This is a genomic window from Eubacterium ramulus ATCC 29099 (assembly GCF_000469345.1).
In the GTDB taxonomy this organism is placed as follows: domain Bacteria; phylum Bacillota; class Clostridia; order Lachnospirales; family Lachnospiraceae; genus Eubacterium_I; species Eubacterium_I ramulus.
In genome coordinates, this window is record NZ_KI271135.1 from 95,373 (window position 1) to 104,303 (window position 8,931).

The 8,931-nt window shown below is 42.2% G+C and carries 7 protein-coding genes and 3 tRNA genes; 3 read left to right on the top strand and 7 right to left on the bottom strand.

Annotated elements, in window-relative coordinates:
- Nucleotides 1–102 precede the first annotated feature (102 nt).
- The 3 genes from HMPREF0373_RS09770 to HMPREF0373_RS09780 all read right to left on the bottom strand — a co-directional run bounded on the left by HMPREF0373_RS09770 (nt 103) and on the right by HMPREF0373_RS09780 (nt 3,035).
- Entirely contained in the window at nt 103–1,140 is a 1,038-nt protein-coding gene (locus tag HMPREF0373_RS09770) for a PTS transporter subunit IIC (protein WP_044963769.1), read from the bottom strand.
- A gap of 201 nt (nt 1,141–1,341) precedes the next feature.
- Entirely contained in the window at nt 1,342–2,664 is a 1,323-nt protein-coding gene (locus tag HMPREF0373_RS09775; RefSeq protein ID WP_044963771.1) for an MFS transporter, read from the bottom strand.
- Between the two features lie 286 nt (nt 2,665–2,950).
- Nucleotides 2,951–3,035: transfer RNA gene (locus HMPREF0373_RS09780), tRNA-Leu, on the bottom strand.
- 186 nt (nt 3,036–3,221) lie between these two features.
- On the opposite strand from HMPREF0373_RS09780, the gene HMPREF0373_RS09785 reads away from it, so the two are divergent.
- Nucleotides 3,222–3,306 (top strand) — tRNA-Leu (locus tag HMPREF0373_RS09785).
- A 169-nt stretch (nt 3,307–3,475) separates the two neighbouring features.
- Here HMPREF0373_RS09785 and HMPREF0373_RS17780 read toward each other — a convergent pair.
- Nucleotides 3,476–3,622, bottom strand: coding sequence for a hypothetical protein (locus HMPREF0373_RS17780; protein ID WP_081695251.1), 147 nt, complete (start codon nt 3,620–3,622; stop codon nt 3,476–3,478).
- Between the two features lie 265 nt (nt 3,623–3,887).
- On the opposite strand from HMPREF0373_RS17780, the gene HMPREF0373_RS09790 reads away from it, so the two are divergent.
- Together HMPREF0373_RS09790 and HMPREF0373_RS09795 are read left to right on the top strand one after the other, a co-directional pair.
- Nucleotides 3,888–4,877: an alpha/beta fold hydrolase gene (locus tag HMPREF0373_RS09790; RefSeq protein WP_044963805.1), complete on the top strand. Its 990-nt coding sequence runs from the start codon at nt 3,888–3,890 to the stop codon at nt 4,875–4,877.
- Between the two features lie 198 nt (nt 4,878–5,075).
- Nucleotides 5,076–5,160 (top strand) — tRNA-Leu (locus tag HMPREF0373_RS09795).
- Between the two features lie 120 nt (nt 5,161–5,280).
- Here the strand turns inward: HMPREF0373_RS09795 and HMPREF0373_RS09800 are convergent.
- The 3 genes from HMPREF0373_RS09800 to HMPREF0373_RS09810 all read right to left on the bottom strand — a co-directional run bounded on the left by HMPREF0373_RS09800 (nt 5,281) and on the right by HMPREF0373_RS09810 (nt 8,703).
- Complete coding sequence (locus HMPREF0373_RS09800; protein ID WP_044963773.1) at nt 5,281–6,729, bottom strand: aminoacyl-histidine dipeptidase; 1,449 nt, start codon at nt 6,727–6,729, stop codon at nt 5,281–5,283.
- 83 nt (nt 6,730–6,812) lie between these two features.
- Nucleotides 6,813–8,282, bottom strand: coding sequence for a sodium-dependent transporter (locus tag HMPREF0373_RS09805; protein WP_021739552.1), 1,470 nt, complete (start codon nt 8,280–8,282; stop codon nt 6,813–6,815).
- On the bottom strand, nt 8,266–8,703 hold the full coding sequence (locus HMPREF0373_RS09810; protein WP_147597887.1) for a hypothetical protein: 438 nt from the start codon (nt 8,701–8,703) through the stop codon (nt 8,266–8,268). Before HMPREF0373_RS09810 ends, HMPREF0373_RS09805 begins: the two co-directional genes overlap by 17 nt.
- Nucleotides 8,704–8,931 lie beyond the last annotated feature (228 nt).

Sequence of the window (8,931 nt, forward strand, 5' to 3'; positions counted from 1 at the left end):
TCTATATACTTTCACTTAAGCATGCTCCATACTGTTTGTAAAGCGGACATTCGCAATCTGCTTTCGCTACTTGCTCATTCCCATTTTTCAGATTCTTTGATTTTATACTTCCAGTTTCATGTCACCGTCTTTAATCCATCCGGCTTTTCTCATTCCTTCTGAGAAGATCAGTGTCACAACTGCCGGCAAAACAAAATGCATAATGATGATCTGAATCAGTGCCACTTTAGAAGACATGCCTGTTTCAAGCATTGCTCCATAAGCTGCGATCTGTCCGACAAAACCTGCGGAACCCATTCCAGATCCGATTGGTGTACTTACCATATGTAAAACTGCAGATGCAATCGGTCCTAAAATCGCACTGGAAATGATTGGTGGAAGCCAGATCAACGGTCTTCGCAAAATATTTGGCACCTGAAGCATGGATGTTCCGATTCCCTGCGCAATAAAACCGCCAAATTTGTTTTCCCGATAACTTGCTACCGCAAAACCTACCATCTGACAACAACATCCAATCGTCGCTGCACCTGCTGCAAGCCCTGTCAGTCCCATGGAAACACCAAGTGCAGCAGAACTGATCGGTAAGGTCAGAATCATTCCCATAAGAACGGATACTGCGATACCTCCAAGAATCGGAGATGCCTCTACGTTAATATTTACAAGGTTTCCAAGCCATTTCATAAAATTAGAAATCGGCGGTCCTACAATAAATCCTGCTGCCGCGCCGGTACAGATAGATACCAATGGCGTCAAAATAATATCAATTTTTGTTCTTCCTGCAACCAGCCTGCCGCACTCAATGCCGATCAGAGCTGCCACAAAAGCTCCCAGAGGCTCTCCTGCTTTTCCCAATGCAAAACTTTCCATTCCCAGTGCCGGAAACGCTCCGATCATACCGGCTACCGCAGCTGAAACTGTTACAAGCGGTCCCTGTTTAAACTTTGCAGCGACACCGACACCAATACCTGCTCCGGTCACTGTTTTTGCCACACTGGAAACCGCAATCAGATAAGTTCCAATCTCATTTCCAACTAAAGTTCCAATCTGTCCAATGATTGTTCCGATGATCAATGTAGAAAAAAGCCCAAGTGCCATTCCACTCAAACCATCAATAAAAATGTGATTTAGTATCTTTTTCATAAAACTACTCTCCTTTATTCTCATATCGCTATAAGGATATGGTTTTTCATAGGATAGACAAATACACTTAATTTCGTTGTTTTGTCTGTCTTGTCACTTGTCGTCACATTATAGCACAGAGTGTTTAAAAAGAGAAGTCCATCTTTGTCTCTTAGTCTCTTATTTTCCCCGCAATTTCTTCTTGTTTTTTAATCAGCAGGCTTACTTTTGGATCGACTGGCGCTTAAAGAAAAATGCCAGCACCATGCATCCTGCCACGATCAGCATCGGTAGCCAAAACAGATTCATGTAAATGGCACAAATTGCCTCCGGACTTTGCTGCGCCGTCTCTGCCGCATAATGTCCTGCATGGAGCACCACTGAAAATACCACTCCGGCAATGGCAGTCCCGGCTTTCATCGTGCACATCATAAAGGATGTCATCACCCCCTGCGGACGTTTTCCAGTCAACGCTTCTACTTCATCTATCGTATCCGCACAAATGGCATAACATGGACTGGTTGCCATACTTTTTCCAAGCCCTGCCAATAACATAAAAATGCAGAATAAGATCAGATTTTTCCTAAATGCAAACATAACCACTGTCAACACCAGAAAAACACCAAATCCAAACAGCATACAGTTTCTGTTTCCAAGCCAATTCAGCATCTTATCCATAAACAATGCCGCCAAAAGCTGTGTCATTGTATAAATCGTGAGAATTAATGTTGCCCTGCTCTCATCCATCAAAATATATTTCGCGTAATACATAATGCTCTGGTTCTGCAGTATCATAACAACCATAACACAGGCTCCGATCACACAGAGCAAAATCCATGATCGGCTTTTTGCCGCACAGTGCAGAGATTCCTTTAAACTCATACGTGCTTCCCCGTCTGTCTGCACACGTTCCCGACAGGAAATACTACAATTTCCAAGTAACACCAGATTGATCACACCATAGATTACCGCCACCGGTGCAAAACTGAAACGTCCCTGCACGCCGCACAGTGCTACCAATGGCAGCGTCAGGAAACTTACCAGCAAACTTCCTGTTCCGCTTCCAAATACTTTAAAACTATTCAGCACACGCCGTTCTTTCACGTCACTGGTCAGCAACGACAGCAATGTGCCGTAACCAGTGTTGTTGACCGCATACAAGATACAGAATAATAAATAAGTAATAAACGCAAACGTCACCTTCCCGTGTGCGCTCAGATCCGGTACCATAAAAACCAGAATAACCATAATTGTCAGCGGGATTGTAGTTGCATAAATAAACGGCTTTGCCTTACCACCTTTGAAATGACTGCCATCAATAGCAACGCCCGTCAGGAAATTCACCAGTGCTTCCAACAATCTTGTCACGCCAAAGATCACGCCCACTGCTGCAATGGAAATTCCTGCGATATCTGTATAATAATAGGAAAGGTAAGAACTGACTGCACCAAACGTAATGCAGCTTGCCACATCCCCGCCGCTGTAGCTAAGTTTTTCCCATAAAGATATTTTACCAGATTCACTTTTTATGTTTGTAGTTTTCATTGTCTGCCCCCAACTTGAACTGTTTTCATTCATTAACAATATAAATCTTATAAAAACAAGTTTACTACTTTGATAAACAGAAATATAGAAATATTTTTCCCAAATACTGTAAATTTGTATCATTATGTTACACTTTGTTCATTTCATGGATTGAAAGAATGATTGTACTTGCAGGAGAATTTATTCGATAGCTTACTGAAAAAAGACATGCCAAAATACAAAATTTTATATCACCATAATAATTATAACGCAAAAATCAGCAGATATACTCTGCTGATTTCAATGATGCAGGAAAAGGGACTTGAACCCTCATGACTGCAATAGTCACACGGACCTGAACCGTGCGCGTCTGCCAATTCCGCCATTCCTGCATATCAATTTGCTTTGCTGCCTCGCAGCTGACAAAGTATATAATACAACAACGCCATTTAAATGTCAACACCTTTTTCGTATTTTTTGAAATATATGTTTTTTATATTTTTTTCACAAAACTGTTGACATTATGCCCGCCTTTTGGTATCATTCTTTCTTGTCGGAAACAAATTAATACGACGCATGCGGAAGTGTCGGAACTGGCAGACGAGCAAGACTAAGGATCTTGTGACTATTGCAGTCGTGTGGGTTCAAGTCCCATCTTCCGCACTAAAAGACCTCAAACTTTGGTTGGGGTCTTTTTTTGCGGCCGGAGGTAGGAACCCAAGATTCATATCGCCGCTTCCTATGCAGCATTAGTACATGGCATCTTCCAATAATCATAGACATCATCATACTCGTCATCATAATCACCATCACCAATTTTTTCTGCCTTATATTAATCCCTTAAATCAATAAATATAATTATTTTATTCATCTCATCATATGTATTCCAATGTTCTTTTTTTATATTAATTCCCGTATAATTGAATAATTCTTTTATCATTTCCATGATTTTATCACTGGAAAATCCTGTCAGTTTCAATTACTTTTACAGTCAGCATAACATATCCGAGTGTTTTTTGTGATTATTTTACATTTTCAATGTATTTTTTGCCATTTTTTTCGCATTTGGCACAAATATATTTTCTTTTTATTTACTTCAACAACATCAATGAATGATATGGTAAAAAAACTCTCAGGAAGCTCTCTTCTACCATATTTATATTTTTTCTTGAATGTATTTCATCAATCATGTATATTATAATAGTTTGATTATCAAATTTTTTATACAGAAAGGTTTTATACACATGAATATATTGAAGAAGAAAAAACTAAGCGTCAAAAAAGTTATATTAACACTTGTAGCAGTTCTCATTGCTCTGCTCGTTCTCATCTCACTCTTTGCCGGAAATTATCTTGTGAATTATTCCATTGGTCGTTCCGGTGACGGTGGAAACAGAACCGTTGCCCTGGAAATTCCGGAAACAGCCGATGATACAGAACGTACAATCGCAGAAGGCAAAATTGCTCAGCAGGAAGCAAACGAAGCTTTTCTTGCTGAAAATCCGGGACAGACGGTTGAAATCACAACTGAAGATAATATTCACTGCAATGGTGTTTATTATCCAAATGGCGAATCCCATGATTGGGTAATTGCCCTGCATGGCTACCGCGGCGATCATCTCGGTGCAACCAGCCTGGCTCAGCACTACTATGCTCACAATTATCAGGTATTGACACCGGATCTGCGTGCCTGTGGAGATACAGATGGCAATTACCTTGGCATGGGCTGGCTCGACCGAAAGGATATCCTTTCCTGGATTGACTGGATCGTCGCTCAGGATTCCGATGCCAGAATCGTTATTCAAGGTATTTCCATGGGTGCTGCCACAACCATGATGACAGCTGGTGAAGATACCCCGGATCAGGTAGTTGCCTTTATAGAAGACTGCGGTTATACCAGCGTGTGGGATATTTTTTCCAGTGAATTGAAACTTCGTTTTGGTATGCCGGAATTTCCGCTGATGTACACTGCCAACCTGTTTGCCATAGCAAAAGCCGGTTACTCTTTCAAAGAAGCATCTGCTCTAAATCAGGTAAAAAACTGCAAAAAGCCGATGTTGTTCATTCATGGTACCGCAGACGATTTCATTCCATATGAAATGATGGATATTTTATATCAGGCAAAACCTGGTAATAACAAAGAAAAAATCACGGCCCCAGGTGCAGGTCACGGAGAAGCAATGTATCTACTGGGCGAGGAATACTGGGATGATGTCTTTACTTTCTTAGAGTGAACTACATCGGAAGTCAAATCACCTGTGGCCACTTACTAACCTAATTCGGATTACAAAATTGCCTCGTTTCAGCTTCAGCAGTATTACGTATGATCAGTGGTATATTTTATTAGATTATTTTCAAAAATATAGCTTGACATTTTATACTTATTTTGTTATTATAATCAAGTCGTTTGAAACAACTACATAATGACAAATGCGGAAGTGTCGGAACTGGCAGACGAGCAAGACTAAGGATCTTGTGATTATTGCAATCGTGTGGGTTCAAGTCCCATCTTCCGCATTAAAAAAACCTCAACATAATGTTGAGGTTTTTTATGTTTTTAAAAGTAAATAACAAAACAAGCACTTCTATAACAAAAAATATCTGATCATCCATTCACTACTTTACATCAGCCATAAATTATGTTAACTTTTCCAGCACCGCCAGCGTCAGTTCCCAGTTGCGCTTCACAGATTCGATATTCAGCCGTTCTCTCGTTGTATGAATATCGTTTATCTGCGGACCGTAGGAAATACAGTCAAGCCCCGGCATTTTTTCGCAGAAGATACCACACTCCACACCGGCATGGATTGCTGCTGTTTCTGGCTTTTTGCCTGTGATTTCTTCATAAGTCTCAATCATCAGCGGACGGATTTTGGAATTCGGCTGATACTCCCAGGCCGGATATACGCCAGAAATTCTGCAGTAGCCGTCAACGCTTCCTGTCAGATGCTGCATCTGCTTCATCAACCATTCTTTTTCACTTGTAACGCTGCTCCGCACGGAAAATGTCATGGAAATTTCGTCTTCTGTCTGTGCCAGGATTCCCATATTCAGGGATGTCTGTACACTGTCCGGAACTTCCGGAATGCGCTTCTGTACGCCATTCGGCAAATGGGTCAGCAAAAACATCAGTTTCTGTGCAATCTCCCCGGTAAGTACCTCAGTCTCTCCACAACATTCTTTTTCCACATAGATATGCATCTGTGGATCCGTAAAATGATGCTCCCTTTTTAACATTATCTCAAATGTCTGTACCGCATCCTCAAAAGATGCCGTCTTCTCTTCCGGTACAACCAACCGAGCAGTGCACTGTTTTGCAATCGCATTATCCTTCTCTCCACCACTGACCGACACTATAGAAAATCCAATTTCATCCATGCATTCTGCCAGAAACCTGCCGAAGATTTTATTTGCATTAGCGCGCTCACGGCTGATCTCCATACCGGAATGACCACCCATCAGCCCCTCTGTATGCCATACATATTGCTGACCGTACACCGTTTCCTTCTTCACCGGAAGGCAGCATGCTACTGTAGCTGCACCAGCACAGCCGATCAGAAAGATACCATCATCCTCAGAATCGATATTCATCAGAATTTTCCCTTTCAGATCAGACGTATCCAGAGCTGTTGCTCCAACCAGCCCGACTTCCTCACCGACCGTAAATACTACCTCCAGAGCCGGATGTGGAATATCATCTGCTGCCAGAATGGCCAGCGCATAGGCTACTGCAATACCATCATCACCTCCCAGTGAGCTTCCTTTTGCCTGTATCCACGCTCCGTCAACCTCCGGAATCAGCCCATCTTTCTCCAAATCGAGTGGACAATCCGCATCTTTAACTGCTACCATATCCATATGCCCCTGCAAAATGACCGTGTCTGCCTGCTCATATCCCGAAGTGGCATCTTTCCATATAACGACGTTACCACATTCTTCCTGCCGATAGTTCAACCCGTGCTCTTTTGCAAAGTTCACGCAATAATCACTGATTTTCTGTGTATTTCCCGATCCATGTGGGATGCTGCAGATATCTTCAAAATAATAAAATACTTCCTTTGGCTCCAGATTTTCAAATACACGCATCTTCATTCCTTCTTTCTACTATCAAAATAAGTCAGAGCCATGCAAAAAACTGTCATGACTCTGAATGGTATACATTTATGTGTTTACTTTTTTGTTTTTTTCTTAACAGAAGACAAGCCAAAAATAATGGCCAGCAATACTGCTGCAAATGTCATCCAGCCTGCTAAAACCTTCGGTCCCATCTTGGCAAAGGTGTCATAATATCCTTTCAGATATACAATAACAATAATGGCCGGCAAAATATAGGTCATATAAAATTGCAGTTTATTGGAAATCTTCAGTCCTTTTCCATCATTTGCCTCTTTGCGGAAATTCTCCCATCCCCATCCGTTTTTCTTTACACAAAACAGGACAAAAATCATACTTCCCAGTGGAAGCAGATTATAAGACACCAGAAAATCTTCCAGATCCATCACAGAACTTCCTGCTCCCATTGGCTGGAAACCAGACAGCAGATTGAAGCCCAGTACCGCCGGGAGTGACAGTGCAATGATCAGTACGATATTAAAGATTACCGCTTTTTTTCTGCTCCAGCCACCCATGTCCATATAGAAGGATATGATATTTTCAAATACCGCAATGATCGTGGACAATGCTGCAAATGACATAAAGATAAAGAAGCAGGTTCCCCAGATTCTTCCTCCTGCCATGTTATTAAATACGTTCGGCAGTGTGATAAACAGCAGAGACGGACCTGCATCCGGCTGTACACCATAAGCGAAACATGCCGGAATAATAATAAATCCTGCCATCAGTGCCACAAACGTATCCAGAATAACGATATTCGTCGCCTCACCCGGAAGGGAATGTTCCCGTTTCTGGTAACTTCCGAAAATCTCCATCGCACCAATGCCGACACTCAGTGTAAAAAATGCATGCGTCATGGCATCAAATACCACGGCACCCAGACCACGGCTTTTGATGGCATCTAGATTTGGAACCAGATAAAACTTTACTCCTTCCATGGCATTTGGCAATACCAGAGAATGAATCGCCAGGATAACGATCAGAATGATCAGTATACTCATCATGACTTTCATGATTTTCTCCATACCGCCCTGCAGACCAAGCGCACAGATACCAAATGCAATGAGAACTGCCAGGATCATCCAACCAACCATTGCCCCGGGAGAAGCCAGCATGTCAGAAAATGCTGTTCCTACTTCATCCGTAGACATAGATGCCAGTCTCCCGCTGGCACTGCGGTAAATATAAAACAGCATCCAGCCGCCTACCATTGTGTAAAACATCATCAACAGGTAGTTGCCGAAAATAGAAAACCACTTGAAATGATGCCATTTTGTGCCTTCCGGTTCCAGTTTTTCATAAGCTTTGGCTGCACCGAAACGGCTGCCTCGTCCGACTGCAAACTCACTGATCAGAATCGGCAGTCCAAGAATTGTCAAAAACACCAGATAGATCAGAATGAACGCAGCACCTCCATTCTGTCCGCAAATGTATGGGAACTTCCATACATTTCCAAGTCCAACCGCACACCCGGCTGAAACCAGTATGAATCCCAGACGGGATCCAAATTTATCTCTTTCCTTCATAGTAAATATTTCTCTCCTTTATATTCATTATCTCTTCCCATTCTCTGGGCAATGGGTATTTTAGAACATAATGGCAGACAAAATTCCCCTGTCTCTGTTCTGACATCTGCTCTGCTATCACATAAAATCCGTAACGCCGATAGCGTTCCATATCCATCAAATTCACAGCACTAATCCGTGTATACATTGCCGTACATCCGCTGCACCAGCATTTATACTGGATAAACTGCAGCACAGCATCCAGATAGGAATAATCCAGATAGTCCTGCTCCATATGCATCCGTTCGATCCAGAACTGACAGTTTCCCCGCCCTGTCTGGCACGGTTTCACTGCATAAAAAAATTCTGCTGCTTTTCTGCCCTGTTCCAACACTTCATAAAAAACAGCTGTTCCTTCTTCTCTTTTTCGTTCATATCTCATACCATCAATCTGCCTCCAATTATTATGCTCCTGTACTCCTTTTCCAGCTTCAAGAATGCCCTCGGCATTCCTGTTGGTCATCACCTATAAATATGGGCGTCATCTCATACTGATATATTCGACTTGCCTCACACGCAACCTGCGGAGCATTTTGGAAGTATTACTGCTGTTTCACACCTTCCCGGTATTATAACTGCATATTCAAGTCGAACGCACGTGAGACTTGGT

Coding starts and splice junctions, on each gene's coding strand:
- HMPREF0373_RS09770 (WP_044963769.1), bottom strand. CDS start 1,140: ATGAAAAAGATACTAAATCACATTTTTATTGATGGTTTGAGTGGAATG.
- HMPREF0373_RS09775 (WP_044963771.1), bottom strand. CDS start 2,664: ATGAAAACTACAAACATAAAAAGTGAATCTGGTAAAATATCTTTATGG.
- HMPREF0373_RS09790 (WP_044963805.1), top strand. CDS start 3,888: ATGAATATATTGAAGAAGAAAAAACTAAGCGTCAAAAAAGTTATATTA.
- HMPREF0373_RS09800 (WP_044963773.1), bottom strand. CDS start 6,729: ATGCGTGTATTTGAAAATCTGGAGCCAAAGGAAGTATTTTATTATTTT.
- HMPREF0373_RS09805 (WP_021739552.1), bottom strand. CDS start 8,282: ATGAAGGAAAGAGATAAATTTGGATCCCGTCTGGGATTCATACTGGTT.
- HMPREF0373_RS09810 (WP_147597887.1), bottom strand. CDS start 8,703: ATGAGATATGAACGAAAAAGAGAAGAAGGAACAGCTGTTTTTTATGAA.